This is a genomic window from Methylobacterium brachythecii (genome assembly GCF_014196345.1).
GTDB lineage: Bacteria > Pseudomonadota > Alphaproteobacteria > Rhizobiales > Beijerinckiaceae > Methylobacterium > Methylobacterium brachythecii.
In genome coordinates, this window is the sequence record NZ_JACIDN010000012.1 from 1 (window position 1) to 16,641 (window position 16,641).

16 protein-coding genes are annotated in these 16,641 nt (G+C 67.5%); 12 read left to right on the forward strand and 4 right to left on the reverse strand.

The features are described from left to right. Window positions 1-57: 57 nt before the first annotated feature. Window positions 58-297, reverse strand: a complete 240-nt coding sequence (locus GGR33_RS26100; protein ID WP_246413444.1) for a hypothetical protein — start codon at window positions 295-297, stop codon at window positions 58-60. Window positions 298-517: 220 nt separating this feature from the next. Here GGR33_RS26100 and GGR33_RS24145 point away from each other — a divergent pair, with 220 nt between their 5' ends. The 4 genes from GGR33_RS24145 (at window position 518) to GGR33_RS24160 (ending at window position 5,163) form a co-directional block, all read left to right on the forward strand. Further along, window positions 518-859: a winged helix-turn-helix domain-containing protein gene (locus tag GGR33_RS24145; RefSeq protein WP_183512944.1), complete on the forward strand. Its 342-nt coding sequence runs from the start codon at window positions 518-520 to the stop codon at window positions 857-859. Window positions 860-934: 75 nt separating this feature from the next. Beyond that, window positions 935-2,170, forward strand: coding sequence for a DUF2325 domain-containing protein (locus tag GGR33_RS24150; RefSeq protein WP_183512951.1), 1,236 nt, complete (start codon window positions 935-937; stop codon window positions 2,168-2,170). A gap of 138 nt (window positions 2,171-2,308) precedes the next feature. Further along, window positions 2,309-3,316, forward strand: a complete 1,008-nt coding sequence (locus tag GGR33_RS24155) for an NHL repeat-containing protein (protein WP_183512957.1) — start codon at window positions 2,309-2,311, stop codon at window positions 3,314-3,316. Window positions 3,317-3,384: 68 nt separating this feature from the next. Beyond that, a complete protein-coding gene (locus GGR33_RS24160) occupies window positions 3,385-5,163 on the forward strand; it encodes a DUF7133 domain-containing protein (protein WP_183512962.1) in 1,779 nt (592 codons plus the stop codon). Between the two features lie 181 nt (window positions 5,164-5,344). On the opposite strand, the gene acnA is transcribed toward GGR33_RS24160, so the two are convergent. Beyond that, on the reverse strand, window positions 5,345-8,044 hold the full coding sequence (acnA, locus tag GGR33_RS24165; protein ID WP_183513351.1) for an aconitate hydratase AcnA: 2,700 nt from the start codon (window positions 8,042-8,044) through the stop codon (window positions 5,345-5,347). Between the two features lie 468 nt (window positions 8,045-8,512). Here acnA and ccmA point away from each other — a divergent pair, with 468 nt between their 5' ends. The 6 genes from ccmA (at window position 8,513) to GGR33_RS24195 (ending at window position 12,685) form a co-directional block, all read left to right on the forward strand. Continuing rightward, the gene (gene ccmA, locus GGR33_RS24170) at window positions 8,513-9,151 is read left to right on the forward strand and encodes a heme ABC exporter ATP-binding protein CcmA (RefSeq protein ID WP_183513352.1); all 639 of its coding nucleotides are present in this window, start codon (window positions 8,513-8,515) and stop codon (window positions 9,149-9,151) included. After that, window positions 9,148-9,816, forward strand: a complete 669-nt coding sequence (gene ccmB / locus GGR33_RS24175) for a heme exporter protein CcmB (RefSeq protein WP_183512967.1) — start codon at window positions 9,148-9,150, stop codon at window positions 9,814-9,816. The genes ccmA and ccmB overlap by 4 nt, the downstream gene beginning before the upstream one ends. A 165-nt stretch (window positions 9,817-9,981) precedes the next feature. Continuing rightward, on the forward strand, window positions 9,982-11,043 hold the full coding sequence (locus GGR33_RS24180) for a zinc-binding metallopeptidase family protein (protein WP_183512972.1): 1,062 nt from the start codon (window positions 9,982-9,984) through the stop codon (window positions 11,041-11,043). A gap of 76 nt (window positions 11,044-11,119) precedes the next feature. Continuing rightward, window positions 11,120-11,923 carry a heme ABC transporter permease gene (locus GGR33_RS24185; RefSeq protein ID WP_183512976.1) on the forward strand — a complete coding sequence of 268 codons (804 nt, stop codon included), beginning with the start codon at window positions 11,120-11,122 and terminating at the stop codon, window positions 11,921-11,923. A 10-nt stretch (window positions 11,924-11,933) separates the two neighbouring features. Next, complete coding sequence (gene ccmD / locus GGR33_RS24190) at window positions 11,934-12,089, forward strand: heme exporter protein CcmD (protein WP_183512982.1); 156 nt, start codon at window positions 11,934-11,936, stop codon at window positions 12,087-12,089. Continuing rightward, window positions 12,086-12,685 carry a DsbE family thiol:disulfide interchange protein gene (locus GGR33_RS24195; RefSeq protein WP_183512987.1) on the forward strand — a complete coding sequence of 200 codons (600 nt, stop codon included), beginning with the start codon at window positions 12,086-12,088 and terminating at the stop codon, window positions 12,683-12,685. Before ccmD ends, GGR33_RS24195 begins: the two co-directional genes overlap by 4 nt. 3 nt (window positions 12,686-12,688) lie before the next feature. Here GGR33_RS24195 and GGR33_RS24200 read toward each other — a convergent pair whose 3' ends face one another. Further along, a complete protein-coding gene (locus tag GGR33_RS24200) occupies window positions 12,689-13,303 on the reverse strand; it encodes a septation protein A (protein ID WP_183512994.1) in 615 nt (204 codons plus the stop codon). Window positions 13,304-13,398: 95 nt separating this feature from the next. Next, the gene (ftsY, locus tag GGR33_RS24205) at window positions 13,399-14,688 is read right to left on the reverse strand and encodes a signal recognition particle-docking protein FtsY (RefSeq protein WP_183512998.1); all 1,290 of its coding nucleotides are present in this window, start codon (window positions 14,686-14,688) and stop codon (window positions 13,399-13,401) included. Window positions 14,689-14,729: 41 nt separating this feature from the next. On the opposite strand from ftsY, the gene GGR33_RS24210 reads away from it, so the two are divergent. Both GGR33_RS24210 and GGR33_RS24215 read left to right on the forward strand, forming a co-directional pair. Then, the gene (locus GGR33_RS24210; protein ID WP_183513003.1) at window positions 14,730-15,422 is read left to right on the forward strand and encodes an RluA family pseudouridine synthase; all 693 of its coding nucleotides are present in this window, start codon (window positions 14,730-14,732) and stop codon (window positions 15,420-15,422) included. Window positions 15,423-15,580: 158 nt separating this feature from the next. Next, window positions 15,581-16,564 carry a hypothetical protein gene (locus GGR33_RS24215; RefSeq protein ID WP_183513006.1) on the forward strand — a complete coding sequence of 328 codons (984 nt, stop codon included), beginning with the start codon at window positions 15,581-15,583 and terminating at the stop codon, window positions 16,562-16,564. Window positions 16,565-16,641: the final 77 nt, after the last annotated feature.

The window sequence follows — 16,641 nt, forward strand, 5'->3', positions numbered from 1 at the left end:
GCGGGCACGGACCTCAGGGGAATACGGTGAGGTTCGCTTCGTCATGGCTCCATCCTCTCAAGAATTAGAGCCTCCGGGAAACCCAGCGCGGTTCAATCTGCAGCGACCCGGCAGGTGCATAGGCAACGACAAGCGGCTGCGAGGCAAGATGGACTCGGCGAAGCCGGGCTTCGCCAGATCGAGCAGCACCCGGTCCTGCGGGCGCTTCGGGCCGGCGAGCGAGGGTCCGGCCTCGCCCATGTCGAGCTCGAGCGTGTCGGTGAAGACCGGATCGGGCGTAGTGGCCTTGCGCCACATGCCAAGCTTAGAACCCTTCTAGTTCAGGCTACGGCGAAGCTATAGGCTGGAATACCTGTGTTGGGGGCCGCGCCTTCTTATGGCGTCCGGTTCGCCGTGCACGATGCGACATAATGCTGGCGCTGCTCTCGGCAATTCCTTCAGATTGCGGCGCGGCGTCTCGTCCCGTTCGTCTAGACAGGCTAGAAGCGTTCTCGGGTTTCGTGTGGAACTGTTGCCGATGGCGAGCTTGAGCATCCGGATCGATCTGGCGCCGGACAATCGTGTCGGCCCCGGCAAGATCCAATTGCTGGAGATGATCGCCGAGCACGGCTCGATCTCGGCGGCGGGCCGGGCGCTCGGCATGTCCTATCGCCGGGCCTGGATGCTGGTGGAGGCCATGAACAAGGGTTTCGGTCAGCCGGTGGTCGAGGCGCAGATCGGCGGCAAGGCCGGGGGCGGGGCCAAACTCTCGACGTTCGGCGCGGATCTCGTTGCGCATTACCGGGCGATCGAGCGGGCTGCCGAGAAAGCCGCCCTGCCCTTCCTGTCGCGGTTGGCTCCCGGGACGGTTCAAGGCTGACCCCCCTGGTCAAGTCGGTGCGATTGCGGCAGGTTGGCTATATCCAAATGGATATAGCGACTGCTGAGAAGCCTCGTGTCTCATACCACCCATCAAGACGGACCGGCCCTGCGTGCCCTCGCCGCGAGCTTCGGCCGTCCCGCCTTCGTTCCGGCCGATCTCGAGACCGAAGACAGGGCCCGCGACAAGATCTGGGATCTCGCCGAGACGCTGCATTGCTCGATCGTCGGCACCTGTCTGACCATCGCCGACGGACGGACCCTGCTCGCGAAGCTCGGCGTGCCGGATGCGCGCACCATCAGCGAGCATCACCTGCACGGGCAGGTCGTGCATCTCGCCGGGCGCCGTGAGGGCGGTGGCAAGCTGCTCCAGAAACTGCTCGATCGCCGGCACGAGCGCGAGATCCGCCGATTTGATGCCGCGCGCACAAATGCGGAAGTTCAGGCCCTGTGGCAAGAATCCCTAGAGGGCGGCGAGATTCCGGGCGCTTACTGGGCGGCGATCACGCATCCGGCGACGGATTGGGCGCTGATCCAGGACATCTTCGGCGAGGTGCACATGCTCTCGCACCTCGTCGGTCAATCGAACCGGGCCGATATCCGGCGGGTGCGCCAGCTCGAAACCGAGCTCGCTCAGCGCGACGAAACCATCACGGCGCAGGAGCAGCGCATCCGTGAGCTAATGGAGCAGCGCGACGGCCTCGGTGCCAGGAACCGGTCGATCGCGGCGCAGCAGGCCATTGCGGCGGCGGCAGGCCAGACCGTGCGAGAGCCGTTCAAGGCCCCGCGCAGTCTAGAACAGCGCCTGGCGCGCGAGCAGGCGCATGTCGAGGCTCTGGAGCAGAAGGTGGCGACCCTGGTGCAGGCGTCCGGCCGCCTCAGCTTGGAACTCGAAGCCGAGATCGCGAGACGGCGCGCGGTGGAAACGGAGCTCGCCGCGCTCGAAACCGCGTTCGAGACGCCCGGCGACGAGGCTGCCGAACCGTCTGTCGCCGCAATGCACCTCGAAGGGCGCACGCTGCTCTATGTCGGTGGACGCCCGCGGCAGGTGGCGAATCTGCGCCGGTTCACACGCAAACATGGCGGCGAGTTGCTCAGCCACGATGGCGGCGTCGAGGACAGCCTCGGCCTCCTCGCCGGGCTGGTCGGCCGCAGCGATCTCGTGCTGTTTCCGGTCGAGTGCGTCAGCCACGAGGCGACCGGGTTGGTCAAACGCTTCTGCGAAGCGGGCGGCAAGAGCTTCTGTCCGGTGCGCAGCGCCAGCTTCGCGAGTTTCGTCCAGGCGGTGATGCCGGCGCGCGTCGGCGGCTGATCCACACCCGCGCGTTGATGACAGCGACGTGCGCTGCCGCACCACGCGAGGTGCATCGATATAGTCGAACGGGTATAGCGCACCAGTTCGCCCTGCGGTTCGACATGAGATCAGTCGGAAGCAGGAGCCTCACATCCCATGACATCACGTGAGTTCGACGGCCGCAGAGGGACGGCTCGACAGGCCGTGTCTTCGTCTCTCGCCGCGGCGGCCTTTTCATTGGCCTCCGCAATTCCCGCGACCGCCGCACCCGACACGTCCGCCCTCCCCGGCCAGGCCGTCTTTCCCGAGAGCATCACATCGACTGCCGACGGCACACTCTATGTCAGCAGCTTCGTCGCGGGCGGCGTGATCCGGGTAAAGCCCGGTGCCAAGGAGGGCGAGGTCTGGATCAAGCCGGCGGCCTTCGGCACGCGCTCGACCTTCGGCCTGCTCGCCGACGAAAAGTCGAACACGCTCTGGCTCTGTTCGAACGATCTCTCGGCGCTCGGCGTGCAGGGCCCCAACGAGGAGAAGGGCGCGGCGCTCAAGGGCTTCGACCTGAAGACCGGCGAGGGCAAGTTCAGCGTCCCCCTCCCCGTCTCGCCGGCCATTTGCAACGACATCGCGCTGGGAGCCGACGGCTCGGCCTATGTCACCAACACGCTGGGCCCGCAGATCTTCCGCCTGAAGCCGGGTGCCAAGGCGCTTGAAACCTGGAAGACCGATCCGCTCTTCGCCATCGAGGGCAACGAAGCCGGGCTCGACGGCATCGCTTTCGGAAAGGACGGTAACCTCTACGTCAACACCTTCACCAAGGCGAATTTGTTTCGCATCGGCGTGAAGGACGGCGAGGCCGGCAAGGTCACGGCCCTGAAGCCTTCGCGTCCCGTCGTGCTGGCGGATGCCCTGCGACCGCTCCCCGATGGCTCGTTCGTGATGGCTGAGGGTGGCGGCAGCGTCGAGCGGGTGACCTTCGAGGGCGACACCGCGAGGATCGAGACGATCATGGGCGGCGTCGCTGGCGGCGTCACCGGCGTGACCACGGTGGGCTCGACGATCTGGTTCTCCGAGGGTCAGCTCGCCGTCATCACCGATCCGTCGAAGAAGGGCACCAAGCCTGAGCTGCCGTTCAAGGCGTATTCCGTGCCACTGCCGGCGCACTGATTCAGGCGGCGATCCTTCGAGGGGGCTCGATGGTTTTCCCTGGAACCGAACCTTTGAGGAGAGCGCCCATGCGTTCCGCCCATTCGTCGACGTCCCACCTCGTTCTTGCCCTGGCGGCCTCTCTTATGACGGGCGTAGCCGCCTCCACCGGAGCGCAGGCTGCCGGGGCAGCTTCCAAATGCTCCGGCGATAATGGCGGCATCAGCCTGCCGGAGGGTTTTTGCGCCAGCATCTTCGCCGACAATATCGGCCATGCCCGCCAGATGGCGGTGGCGCCTGACGGCACGCTCTACGTGAACACCTGGAGCGGCCGCTACTACAAGAACGACACCCCTCCCCCCGGCGGCTTCCTCGTCGCGCTCAAGGACAAGGACGGCGACGGCAACGCCGAACTGGTCGAGCGCTTCGGCGAGAGCGTCGCGGATGGCGGCCATGGCGGCACCGGGCTCGCGCTCCACAAGGACGCGGTCTACGCCGAGAGCAACGACCGCATCATGCGCTATCCGCTAGCCGAGGGTGAGGTCGCCCCGAAGGTCAAAGGCGAGACGGTGGTCTCTGGCTTCCCGCTGACCGGCGACCACCCGATGCATCCCTTCGCCATCACGAAAGATGGCGGGATCCTCTCGGGCATGGGCTCGGCGACCAATGCCTGCGAGGTCAAGAACCGCATGCCGGGCTCGCCGGGCGTCACGCCCTGTACCGAGAAGGAGACCCGTGCCGGCATCTGGCGCTATGACGCCGCCAAGACCGGCCAAGTCCTCTCGGCCAAGGAGCGCTACGCCGCGGGCATCCGCAACGGCGAGGGCATCGCCATCGATGCCAAGGGCCGGATCTTCGTGACCCAGCACGGCCGCGACCAGCTGCACGAGAACTGGCCCAAGCTCTACACGGCGAAGCAGGGCTTCGAGCTGCCCTCCGAGGAGGTGGTCGAGCTGAAACCGGGCGGCGATTACGGCTGGCCGGAATGCTACTACGACCCGACACAGAAGAAGCTCGTCCTCGCGCCCGAGTACGGTGGCGACGGCGGCAAGAAGGTCGGGCTCTGCGCCGATCGCCTCGCTCCCGTGGCGGCCTTCCCGGCCCACTGGGCGCCCAATGACATGAAGTTCTATACCAGCAAGGGCACCGAGACAGCCTTCCCGAAGGCCTATCAGGACGGCGCTTTCATCGCCTTCCACGGCTCCTGGAACCGCGCGCCCGGCCCGCAGGGCGGCTACAGCGTGGTGTTCCAGCCCTTTAAGGACGGCAAGGCCTCGGGCGACTACGTCGTGTTCGCGGACGGTTTCGCCGGCGCGGTCAAGGAGCCGGGCCGGGCCGACCATCGCCCGTCCGGCATCGCTGTCGGGCCCGATGGCGCGCTCTACATCTCGGACGACGTGAAGGGCCGGATCTGGCGCGTGACCTACCAGGGCGGCAATGCCAGTGCCCCGGTCTCGGCCGCACCGGCTCCGAAGGCCCCGGCCACGGCCTCGAAGGACGAGCTGCCGCCGGAGGGCGTTCACCCGGATGCCGGCCGCGCGGTCGCCAGCCTTCCGGTTCCCGAGGGGTCGTCGAAGGAGCAGGTCGCGCTCGGCGAGCGCGTCTTCCATGGCGAGCAGGGGGGCGCCACCTGCGGCGGCTGCCACGGATCCGATGCCAAGGGCTCGCCCGTCGGAGCCGATCTCACCACCGGCCAATGGCTCTGGAGCGACGGCAGCCTGAAGGGAATCGAGGCCGTCGTCACCAACGGCGTCCCCGAGCCGAAGGCCGCCGGCGGCGCCATGCCGCCGATGGGCGGCGTCGAGCTGTCGCAAGCCGACCTGAAGGCGGTGTCGGCTTATGTGTGGGCGCTTGGGCAGCAGAAGTAGATCTGACCGTCATTGCGAGGCGAAGCCGAAGCAATCCAGGGCCGACGGGTTGACGATGCGCGTGCGGCCCTGGATTGCTTCGCTGCGCTCGCAATGACGGCGAAGTTCTTAGTTGCCGGTATAAAAAAGCCTCCCGCGTCGGCGACGCGGGAGGCTTTTCAGTTCGGTGTCAGCCGGCAGCTTACGCCGCGAGCGAGCGCAACACGTAGGGCAGGATGCCGCCGTTGCGGAAGTATTCGAGCTCGTCGAGCGTATCGATCCGGCAGGTCAGTGGGACCTCCTTCTTCGATCCGTCGGCCGAGGTGATCTCGGCCACCAGGGTCTGGCGCGGCTTCAACTCGCCGGCGATGCCGTTGATCGTGACGGTCTCGTCGCCCTTCAGGCCGAGGGAGGCCCAGGAGGTGTTGCCCTGGAAGACCAGCGGCACGATGCCCATGCCGACGAGGTTCGAGCGGTGGATGCGCTCGAAGCTCTCGGCGATCACAGCGCGCACGCCCAGCAGCTTGGTGCCCTTGGCCGCCCAGTCGCGCGAGGAGCCGGTGCCGTATTCCTTGCCCGCGAAGACCACGAGCGGCGTGCCGGCCTGCGCGTATTTCATCGCGGCATCGTAGATGAACATGCGTTCGCCGCCCGGCTGGTAGAGCGTGTAGCCGCCCTCGACCACGTTGCCGCTTCCGTCCTTCACCATCTGGTTCTTGATGCGGATGTTGGCGAAGGTGCCGCGCATCATGACTTCATGGTTGCCGCGCCGCGTGCCGTACTGGTTGAAGTCCTGCACGCGCACTTGGTGCTCCTGCAGGTACGCGCCGGCCGGCGAGGCCGCGCGGATGTTGCCCGCAGGCGAGATGTGGTCGGTGGTGATCGAGTCGAGGAAGAGCCCGAGGATGCGGGCGTTCTCGATGTCGGTGACCGGAGCAGGCTCCATCGTCATGCCCTCGAAATAGGGCGGGTTCTGCACGTAGGTGGAGGTCGCATCCCAGGCGAAGGTCTCGGCCTCGGTCACCTCGACGCCCTTCCAGTTCGCGTCGCCGCCGAACACGTCGGCATAGCGGCTCTTGAACAGGGCCGAGGTGATGTTCGCCTCGATGAAGGACTGGATCTCGGCCGAGGACGGCCAGATGTCGGCGAGGTAGACCGGCTTGCCGTCGGCACCCTGCCCGAGCGGCTCGGTGGTGATGTCGATCTGGAGCGAGCCGGCCAGCGCATAGGCGACGACCAGCGGCGGCGAGGCGAGGTAGTTCGCCCGCACATCGGGGTTCACGCGGCCCTCGAAGTTGCGGTTGCCCGAGAGCACGGCGGCGGCGACGACGTCGTTGTCGTTGATCGCCTTCGAGATCGGTGCCGGCAGGGGCCCGCTATTGCCGATGCAGGTCGTGCAGCCGAAGCCGACGAGGTTGAAGCCCAGCGCGTCGAGGCTTTCCTGCAGGCCGGCCTTTTCGAGATACTCGCCGACGACCTGGCTGCCGGGGGCGAGCGAGGTCTTCACCCAGGGCTTCGAGCGCAGGCCCTTGGCGACCGCGTTGCGGGCGAGCAGGCCGGCGCCGATCATCACGCTCGGGTTCGAGGTGTTGGTGCAGGAGGTGATCGCGGCGATCACCACGTCGCCATGGCCGATGTCGAAGTTGGTGCCCTCGACCTTGTAGCGGCTGGCGATGTCGGCGGCCTTCTTGAACTCGGTCTCCATGGACTCGGCAAAGCCCGGCTTCGCACCATCGAGCAGCACCCGGTCCTGCGGGCGCTTCGGGCCGGCGAGCGAGGGACGCACCTCGCCCATGTCGAGTTCGAGCGTGTCGGTGAAGACCGGATCGGGCGTGGTCGCCTCGCGCCACATGCCCTGCGCCTTGGCATAGGCCTCGACCAGCGCGATGCGGTCGTCGGCGCGGCCGGTGACCTTCAGGAAGTCGATGGTCTTCTGGTCGATCGGGAAGAAGCCGCAGGTGGCGCCGTATTCGGGAGCCATGTTCGAGATCGTGGCACGGTCGGCGACCGCCATGTCGTCGAGGCCGGGGCCGTAGAACTCCACGAACTTGCCGACGACGCCCTTCTTGCGCAGCATCTGCGTGACGGTGAGCACGAGGTCGGTGGCGGTGGTGCCCTGGGGCAGCTTGCCCGACAGCTTGAAGCCGACGACCTCGGGGATCAGCATCGAAAGCGGCTGGCCGAGCATCGCGGCCTCGGCCTCGATGCCGCCGACGCCCCAGCCGAGCACGGCCATGCCGTTGACCATGGTGGTGTGCGAGTCGGTGCCGACCAGCGAATCCGGATAGGCGACCGTCTCGCCGCCCTCGGTCTTCGTCCACACGGTCTGGGCCAGGTATTCGAGGTTCACCTGGTGGCAGATGCCGGTGCCGGGCGGGACGACCGAGAAGTTGTCGAAGGCGCTCTGGCCCCATTTCAGGAAGGTGTAGCGCTCGCCGTTGCGGGCGTATTCCAGCGCCACGTTCTCGCCGAGCGCTTTCGGGGTGCCGAACTCGTCGACGATCACCGAGTGGTCGATCACGAGGTCGACCGGCACCAGCGGATTGATCTTTTGAGGGTCGCCGCCCAGCGCCACCATGGCGTCACGCATCGCGGCGAGGTCGACGACGGCCGGGACGCCGGTGAAATCCTGCATGAGCACGCGGGAGGGGCGGAAGGCGATCTCGGTCTCGGTCTTGCCGCGCGTGCCGAGCCAGGCCACGGCCGCGGTGATGTCGTCCTTCTTGACCGAGCGGTCGTCCTCGAAGCGCAGCAGGTTCTCGAGGATCACCTTCATCGAGAACGGCAGGGCGGCGGATTCGGCCAGCCCGTTCTTCTCGGCTTCGGGAATGGAGTAGTAGGTGTAGGTCTTGCCCCCGGCGGTGAGCGTCTGGCGGGCCTTGAAGCTGTCGAGCGATGCCACGGCGATCGGAACCCTTAGCTGGCGGTTGTCGAACACGCGCAGGCATAACCTGCGCCACGAAAGGTGTTCGGCTGGAAACGCTCAAAAAGAGCGCGCGCCGCCCCGGGGGTGCCCGGGTAGGGTGGTGCGCGAGAGGCGATTTGGACGCCCTGGAGGTCGCGCGGCGCAGCCTGGCCGCCATATAGAACAGTTCGAAACTTCACGCCACCGGGACCGATGACAGCTCGGCTTGGCTGTCGTTCTGATCGGCACCGGTTTCCGAGGGGATTCGACGCAGCCCGAGAGATTGCGTAGCGAGCCCCGATATTCACAACGCTCCTCACGCTGAGGGCACGCCCGAGCGCTGCTCCGAGGCGCCCTAGGCAGGTTGGATCGGCGTTGCGCGGTGCTTCGAGGCCGCGGTCGCGGCATCTCGGCATGAAGAGCGTCGGGGGGGCCGGCGGTGGGCAGAATGGAAACCGGACACGCGTGCGCCTGATCGTCCAAAACCTTGCCTGCCGGCGCTCCGGGCGGCGCATCTTCGCGGGGCTCGGCTTCTCGCTCGGCGCCGGCGAGGCGCTGATGGTCACCGGGCGCAACGGCGCGGGCAAATCGAGCCTCCTCGCCATGCTGTCGGGCCGTCTCAAGCCGGATGCCGGCGTCATCCGCGTCGAGGACGTCGGCGAGGCGACGCTCGCCGAATGCCTCCACGTCGTCGGCCATCGCGACGGGCTGAAGAGCGCGCTGACCGCCGAGGAAAATCTCGTCTTCGCCCGCGACCTCCTCGGCGCGCCGACGGCGAGCCCGCGCGACGCCCTCGAAGCCATGGGCCTCGTCCACGCCCTGCGGTTGCCGGTGGGCTATCTCTCCGCCGGGCAGCGTCGGCGGGTTGCGCTGGCGCGCCTGCTGGTCTGCCGGCGTCCGCTCTGGTTGCTCGACGAGCCAACGGCCGCGCTCGACACCGCCTCTCAGGCGGTGCTGTCAGGCCTCATGGCCCGGCACCGCGCCGAGGGTGGCCTCGTCATCGCCGCGACCCACATGCCGATCGGCCTCGACGACGCCCGCGAACTCCGCATCGCACCACCCTCCCCGGCTCAGCCCGTCGCCGAGACGGAGGACTGGGCATGATCCGCGTCTTCGCCGCCCTCGTCCGGCGCGATCTGCGCCTCGCTTCCCGCGTGGGCGGCTCGGGCGCGCTGTCGCTCGTCTTCTTCCTGATGATCGTGGCGCTGGTGCCGTTCGCGCTGGGGCCGGATCTCAACCTGCTCTCGCGAATCGGCCCGGCCATCCTCTGGCTCTCCGCCGTGCTCGCCACGCTGATCGGCCTCGACCGGATCTTCCAGGCCGACGAGGAGGACGGCTCCCTCGACCTGATGACCGCCTCCCCGGCCCCGCTGGAACTCGTGGTGCTTGCCAAGGTGCTCGCGCATTGGCTGACCACGGGCCTGCCGCTGGCGCTGGCCTCGCCGCTGTTCGGACTTCTGGTCGCGCTGTCGCCGACGGCCATGGCTGCTACGGCCCTGACGCTGCTGATCGGCACCCCTGCGCTGACCTTCATCGGCGCGGTCGGGGCAGCGCTCACCGCCTCGATCCGCCGCGGCGGCCTGATCCTCGCGATCGTGGTGATCCCGCTGATGATCCCCGTCCTGATCTTCGGAGTGTCGGCAGCCGAGGCGGCTTTGGGCGGAACGGTGCCCTTCGCGACCCCGCTGACGATCCTCGGTGCCCTGAGCCTAATCGCGGCCGTGGTCGGCACCCTCGCTTCGGCCGCTGCGTTGCGCTGGTCCGAATAGCCGCGCCGCCGTCCGGCTGCCGATAGTTTGTGCAATCCGGCCGGAGTGAGGGCGATTTCGCCAGATTGCTGATTCCGCTCGATTTTCGTGATGAACGTCCGAGCCAGTTCGGCATTGTCGGGAGGACGAATGACGGCCGGCTCGCCCGGCGATGCGAGACCCCCCATGAAGCTTTTCCAGTGCCAGTCCTGCGGCAACATCGTCTATTTCGAGAACCGGACCTGCGGACGCTGCGGTCATCGCCTGGCCTACCTGCCGGAGGCGGCCACGCTCTCGGCGCTCGAACCTGCCGGCAACGACAGCTGGACGCCGCTGGCGGCGCCGGAACGCTCGAGCTTCTTCTGTACCAACGCGCAGCATGACGCCTGCAACTGGCTGGTGCCGGCCGGCTCCACGGACGCCTTCTGCCTCGCCTGCCGCCACAACGGCACCGTTCCGGATCTCACCGTGCCGGAGAACCTGACCCGCTGGCGCGACATCGAGACCGCCAAGCACCGGCTGATCTATACACTCAAGCGCTGGAACCTGCCCCTCGTCACCCGCGCCGAGGACCCGGAGCATGGGCTGATCTTCAACTTTCTCGCCGATCCGCGCGATGCCTCGCAGCAGAAGGTGCTGACCGGCCACGAGAACGGCGTCATCACCATTGCGCTCGTCGAGGCCGACGATGCCGAGCGCGAGAAGCGCCGCAAGCAGATGGGCGAGCCCTACCGCACCCTGCTCGGGCATTTCCGCCACGAGGTCGGCCATCACTACTGGGACGTGCTGGTGCGCGACGCGGGCAAGCTCGATGCCTGCCGCGCCGTGTTCGGCGACGACTCGGAGGATTACGGCGAGGCGCTCAAGCGCCATTACGAGCAGGGCACGCCCCCCGACTGGCAGGAGCACTACGTCTCCTCCTACGCCACCACCCATGCCTGGGAGGATTTTGCGGAGACCTGGGCGCATTACCTGCACATCGTCGACACGCTGGAGATGGCCTCGGCCTTCGGCATGCAGGTTTCGCCGCGGCTCGATACGAAGGGCGAACTCGCGGGTCGGATCGATTTCGATCCCTACGCGGCGCAATCGATCCAGCAGATCATCGACGCCTGGCTGCCCTTCGTCTTCGCGATGAACAGCGTCACCCGCGCCATGGGCGAGCGCGACCTCTACCCCTTCGTGCTCGCGCCGGACGTGATCAAGAAGCTCGGCTTCATCCACGACCTCGTGCACGGACGGGTCTGAGCACGGGCCATGCGTTCACACCCGCGCCGATCGTTCACGTTGCCGCCGTGAGCCCGTGCGGGATAGAACCATTCGCATGTGGACCGCACTCTGGCACCGCCTCGCCCATCCCGGGCATTTCCTGCGCTGGTCTGGCGCCGCGACGCCCTGGCTCGCCGGGCTCTCGGCGCTGCTTCTCGCCGCCGGCCTGTATCTGACCTGGTTCGTGGTCCCGCCCGACTACCAGCAGGGCGAGACCGTGCGGATCATGTACATCCACGTGCCGGCGGCCTGGCTCGGGGTGTTCTTCTACGGGGCGATGAGCCTGTCGGCGATCGGCACGCTGGTCTGGCGGCATCCGCTCGCCGACGTCGCCCAGCGCGCCGCCGCGCCGATCGGTGCGGCCTTCACGCTGATCTGCCTCGTCACCGGCTCGCTGTGGGGCAAGCCGATGTGGGGCACCTACTGGGTCTGGGATGCGCGCCTGACCTCGATGCTGGTGCTGTTCCTGATCTATTGCGGCATCATCGCCCTGTGGCGGACGATCGAGGACCCGAACCGGGCGGCGCGCGCCATCGCCATCCTGACCCTCGTCGGCGCCGTGAACCTGCCGATTATCAAGTTCTCGGTGAACTGGTGGTCGACGCTGCACCAGCCGGCCTCGATCCTGCGCATGGGCGGCTCGACCATCGATCCCTCGATGCTCTACCCGCTGCTGGAGATGATCCTCGCCTTCACCGTGCTTGGGGTGACGCTGCACCTCTATTCCATGCGCACCGAGATCCTGCGTCGCCGCGTGCGGGTGCTGACCATCCGTGAGGCCGAGCGGCTCGATGCCGGTGCGGCCACCGCTTCCATCGTGACGTCGCCCCGCGCCATGACGGTCGGCCAGGGCGCCTGAGGACAGCATCATGGATCTTGGATCGCATGCCGGCTTCATCGTCGGCGCCTATGCCTTCACTGCGCTCGTGATCGGCGGCCTCGTGATCGGCGCGCTGCTCGATCAGCGCGCCCAGAAGCGCGCCCTCACCGCCCTCCGGGGCGAAACCGGGGACAGTCGCTCGTGAACGAGTCGCGTCTGGGCGCGCCGACGGCGCGTCGCTCCCTTCTGGTGATCCTTCCGGTCGTCACCTTCGCCGTGCTCGCCGGCGTGTTCTTCCTGCGCCTGCGCTCGGGAGCCGATCCGGCGGCCGTCCCCTCCGTGATGATCGGCAAGGCAGCGCCCGGCTTCCAGCTTCCGCCCGTCGCGGAGCTGACGGCGGACGGCAAGCCGGTGCCGGGCCTGTCGAGCGAGGACTTCAAGGGCAACGTGACCCTGCTGAACTTCTACGCCTCGTGGTGCGCGCCCTGCCAGGTCGAGCACCCGATGTTGATGCGGCTTGCCCGCGAGTCGGGCTTCCGCGTGGTCGGCATCGACTACAAGGACACGCCGGAGGCGGGCCGACGCTTCCTGGCGCGCAACGGTGTGCCCTACGCGGCCGTCGGGTCCGACACGAGCGGGCGCGTGGGTATCGATTTCGGCGTCTACGGCGTGCCGGAGAGCTTCATCATCGGACCGGACGGAACGATCCGCGACAAGCTCGTCGGCATCGTCACGCCGGAGAATTATGCGGGTGTCGTGGCCAAGCTGCGCGCGGCGGGACAGGTCGCTGCAGCAAACTGAGCCTCAGGCCTGCTGCGTCTCGTCCTTGCGCTCGTAGCGCATCAGCAGCGGGGTCTGGGCGAGGGCGAAGACCACGGTCAGCGGCATGATGCCGAACACCTTGAAGCTGACCCAGAAATCCTCGGTCTGGGTGCGCCAGACCACCTCGTTGAGGACGGCCAGCGCCAGGAAGAACAGGCCCCAGCGGAAGGTCAGCTTGCGCCAGCCCTCCTCGGTGAGGGCGAAGACCGAATCGAGCACCACCGACAGCAGCGACTTCCGGAACAGCAGGCCGCCGAGCAGCACCAGCCCGAACAGGCTGTTCACGATGGTCGGCTTCATCATGATGAAGGTCTTGTCCTGCAGCGCCAGGGTCAGCCCGCCGAACACCACCACCACCACGCCCGAGACCAGCGGCATGATCGGCAGGCGCCGGATCAGCGCGTAGTGGACACCGAGCGCGACCATCGTCGCCCCGATGAACACGCCGGTCGCCGCGAAGAGCTTCTGATCGGGCGCGATACCGAACTTCTCGGCATAGGCGTTGCCCAGGAAGAAGATCACCAGCGGGCCAATCTCGAGCACGAGCTTGAGCAGCGGCGGCAAGTGGCGGCGGGGGGGAACGGGTTCGACGTGCATGAATGATCCGGAAGGGCTGCCTTGCAGCAGGAGGGATGTAAGACAGCCCATCGCCCATTCCTAGCGACGGGCGGAGCGACGGGCCGTCTTTCGGTTCAGTCCTTCTCCAACCCCGCGATCGCCCGTGCGAAATCGCGCGCGGCGAACGGCTCCAGGTCCTCCACACCCTCGCCGACACCGATGAAGTGCACCGGCAGGCCGAACTTGGCGGCGAGCGCAACCAGGATGCCGCCACGCGCCGTGCCGTCGAGTTTGGTCATGACCAGCCCGCTGATCGGCGCGGCCTGGGAGAACAGCTCGACTTGGCTCAACGCGTTCTGGCCGACCGTGGCGTCGAGCACGAGCAGAGCGGCGTGCGGCGCCTCCGGATCGTGCTTGCGGATCACGCGGACGATCTTTTCGAGCTCTGCCATCAGGCCAGCCTTGTTCTGCAGGCGGCCTGCCGTGTCGATCAACAGCACGTCGGTGCCGTTCGCCTTGGCCTCCTTTAACGCATCGAAGGCGAGGCCGGCGGCGTCCGCGCCCTGCTCGCGGCTGATGACGGGCGTGCCCGTGCGCTCGCCCCAGACGCGAAGCTGCTCGATCGCGGCGGCGCGGAAGGTGTCGCCGGCCGCGAGCATCACGCTGCGGCCCTCAGCTTTGAGCTTGAGCGAAAGCTTGCCGATCGTCGTGGTCTTGCCGGCGCCGTTGACCCCGACCATCAGAATCACGAACGGCTTTTTCGTCGCATCGACGACGAGAGGCCTGGCGACCGGCGCCAGCGCGGTCTCGACCTCGCTCGCGAGGATGGCGCGCACCTCGTCCGGTGAGATACTCTTCTCGTAGCGGCCCTTGCCGACGGCCTCCGAGATCCGCATGGCGGTCTCGACGCCGAAATCGGCCTGGATCAGCGCGTCCTCCAGCTCCTCCAGCGTGTCGGCGTCGAGCTTGCGCTTGGTGAAGAGGCCGGTGACGCGGTCGGACAGGGCCGACGAGGTCCGCTTCATGCCCGAGGTCAGCCGGGTCCACCAGCCGCGCTTCTGCTCGGGTTCGGCCGGCGGGTCGGGCTCGACGTCGAGGGCGGGGACGGCGATGGGCTGAAGATCGAGCGCGGCGCCCTCGGCGGCGGCGGCCGCGCCCGGCTCGTCGCCCGGCTGCAGATCCGCGCCCTCGATCTCGTCCGGAACCTGATTCCTCCCCGCGTCGTCCTGGGCCGGCACGCTCGGCGGCATCGGCACGGAGGCGACGTCGTCCGCGCCCGTGGCAAAGTCGGGCTGACCCTCGGATTGCGAGCCCGGCGAGGCGGGATCGGGGACGTCCGGATGATCCGTGGTCTCCGGCTCGGCCGCCTCGTCCTTTCGCCCGAACAGGCGTCCGAACCAGCCCGGCTTCTCGTCTCGACTCATCCGTACTTGCTCCTGCCGGCGCGTGGCTCTAGCCGGGGTTCATGGTCCCGACTGACATAGGCGTGCGCCTCCTCTACCGCGATGCCCTGATGCTCGTCATCGACAAGCCTGCGGGTCTACCCGTTCATCCGGGCCCGAAAGGTGGCCCGACGGTCACGGACCACCTCGATGCGCTGCTTTTCGGACTGCCGCGGCGTCCCCAGGCCGCGCATCGGCTCGATCGCGATACCTCGGGCTGCCTCGTGCTCGGGCGGCATCCGAAGGCGCTGGCGCGCCTCAACAAGCTGTTTGCCGACGGCCGTGTCGACAAGACCTACTGGGCGATCGTCGAGGGCGATCCGTGCGAAGAGGGCGGCACGATCGATCTCGCTCTCGGCAGGCGCTCGGACGATCCGCGCAGTTGGTGGATGAAGGCGGACCCGGCCGGCGATCCCTCGCTCACCCGCTGGCGCGTGCTCGGCCGCGACGCCGGGCGAACCTGCGCGTGGCTCGAACTGTCGCCCGAGACAGGCCGCACGCATCAGTTGCGCGTTCATTGCGCCGAGATGGGTTGGCCGATCCGGGGCGACACCGTCTACGGCCATGCGCCGCGCCATGGCGGCCCGGGACTCCAGCTCCACGCCCGTGCGTTGGAGCTTCCGCTCTATCCAAAGAAGGCTGCGATCAGGATCGAGGCTCCACCGCACGATCACATGTCGGGAGCTCTTGCAACTTGCGGCTTCACGCAGCCCTGAGACGTCGCCCGAAGCTTGGGTCACCGAGATTCACCGAGCGCTCGGAAACGCTCCGCCTCGTCCTGGCGGCCCGGAACGCTTCACGCTAAAGCTCGGCCGTGCACGACGGCCTTCGCATCCCGCACCGGCGTCTGCTGAATTCTTAGCGAGACTTGGTCATGGTGTCGTTCCTGCGCGCGGCGGTACTCACCGCCGGCCTGCTTCCGATCGTTTCGGCGTTGCCGGCCGCGGCGGCCCAGAGGGAGCCGTTCGAGATGGTGAAGGGCTGGGAGGTCGAACGCACCGTCGGCGATACCAGCCCCAATCCCTGCCTGATCAGCAAGACCTACAAGGACAAGGAAGACCACAACCTCGTCAACGGCATCGTCTTCTCGCTCGAAGGCAGCAACGTGGCTCTGGCCTTCGTCTACCAGGGTTGGGAGTGGGACAAAGGTGACGCGGTCAAGGCGTCCCTCCTGGCCGGCAAGAAGGTCTTGAGGAAGCAGGCCTCGTGGAACGCGGATGCCCAGGTCCTCGCAGCGGGCTTCCCGAACAGCATTGTGCCCGACCTCCTGGCGACCGAGACGCTTTACCTGAAGTTCGAGGATGGCGACGCCGATTTCGACATCACTGGCTTCCCGCAGGCCTACGAGTCGCTCCGCCGCTGCGATGCGACCCCCGGCAAGGCCGCGGCGCCGTCCGCTGCGGCACCGGTCGCCCCCGGCATCTCCGCGGCGACGGCTGCGAAGGCTCCCCCCGCTCCTGCCGCGACACCCGCAACCTCGCCGGTCGTGCCCCCGCAAGCCCGCATCCAGGCCTACATCCTGGGCGTCATGCTCCAGCAGGTCGTCAAGGAATGCGAGGTGTCGACCAGCGGCAAGCAGCGCTCGGCCCTCGATACCAAGATCGATGGGATGAAAACGGAGATGGCGGCCCTCGACTCGACCGTCCGCGAGCAGGTCGCTAAGCGCCCCGAGCCGCATTGCCCGCCGGCCCAGGACGAGCCGAAATTCCAGGCGACCCTGGCGGACTTCCTCGCGAACTCTCCGGAGGATTTTTCGGCCCTGATGGAGAAACGCGGTGCCGAAGAGGCTGCCAAAGCTCAGGCCAAGACCGAGGCGCCGAAGACCGAGGCTCCGAAAACGGAAACGCCGAAGCCTTGATGACCTGACGGCAACGAAAAACCCGCCGGCCCATGGCCGGCGGGTTTTTCATGAGTCGTCGATCGTTTGCCGAACGG

Excerpts from the sequence above, each read along its gene's own strand:
- GGR33_RS26100 (WP_246413444.1), bottom strand. The coding sequence starts at position 297 with ATGTGGCGCAAGGCCACTACGCCCGATCCGGTCTTCACCGACACGCTC.
- GGR33_RS24145 (WP_183512944.1), top strand. The coding sequence starts at position 518 with ATGGCGAGCTTGAGCATCCGGATCGATCTGGCGCCGGACAATCGTGTC.
- GGR33_RS24155 (WP_183512957.1), top strand. The coding sequence starts at position 2,309 with ATGACATCACGTGAGTTCGACGGCCGCAGAGGGACGGCTCGACAGGCC.
- GGR33_RS24160 (WP_183512962.1), top strand. The coding sequence starts at position 3,385 with ATGCGTTCCGCCCATTCGTCGACGTCCCACCTCGTTCTTGCCCTGGCG.
- ccmB (WP_183512967.1), top strand. The coding sequence starts at position 9,148 with ATGATCCGCGTCTTCGCCGCCCTCGTCCGGCGCGATCTGCGCCTCGCT.
- GGR33_RS24180 (WP_183512972.1), top strand. The coding sequence starts at position 9,982 with ATGAAGCTTTTCCAGTGCCAGTCCTGCGGCAACATCGTCTATTTCGAG.
- GGR33_RS24185 (WP_183512976.1), top strand. The coding sequence starts at position 11,120 with ATGTGGACCGCACTCTGGCACCGCCTCGCCCATCCCGGGCATTTCCTG.
- ccmD (WP_183512982.1), top strand. The coding sequence starts at position 11,934 with ATGGATCTTGGATCGCATGCCGGCTTCATCGTCGGCGCCTATGCCTTC.
- GGR33_RS24200 (WP_183512994.1), bottom strand. The coding sequence starts at position 13,303 with ATGCACGTCGAACCCGTTCCCCCCCGCCGCCACTTGCCGCCGCTGCTC.
- ftsY (WP_183512998.1), bottom strand. The coding sequence starts at position 14,688 with ATGAGTCGAGACGAGAAGCCGGGCTGGTTCGGACGCCTGTTCGGGCGA.
- GGR33_RS24210 (WP_183513003.1), top strand. The coding sequence starts at position 14,730 with ATGGTCCCGACTGACATAGGCGTGCGCCTCCTCTACCGCGATGCCCTG.
- GGR33_RS24215 (WP_183513006.1), top strand. The coding sequence starts at position 15,581 with ATGGTGTCGTTCCTGCGCGCGGCGGTACTCACCGCCGGCCTGCTTCCG.